Raw genomic sequence first — 216 nt, 5'->3', positions numbered from 1 at the left:
AACTGGATGCTTTTGATATTGAAGGTGTGTTCTCGCAACTTGATGATCAAGATGCTGTCGATGCGTACTTTTCATCGAAAGAAGAAGAGTCTACAGATGAAGTAGGTAAGGCTCCTAGTTCACACGTAGACACAACAGTTGTTCCTGCGGTTGACCCTAATGCGGACAATAACCTTAACGCTGGTTTTGTTTCTGCAGACGCAGAGTCTACCTATG

The 216-nt window shown here is 44.0% G+C and carries 1 protein-coding gene; it reads left to right on the top strand.

Annotated features, from left to right (window positions below; translation table 11 throughout):
• The coding region (locus AB4486_RS25145; protein WP_372119426.1) for a hypothetical protein at positions 1-216 on the top strand (216 nt) is incomplete at both ends.

The organism is Vibrio sp. 10N.222.55.C6 (assembly GCF_041473395.1).
Taxonomy (GTDB): domain Bacteria; phylum Pseudomonadota; class Gammaproteobacteria; order Enterobacterales; family Vibrionaceae; genus Vibrio; species Vibrio crassostreae_C.
Note: the sequence above shows the minus strand (reverse complement) of the source record. Positions and strands in the feature narration are given on the sequence as shown.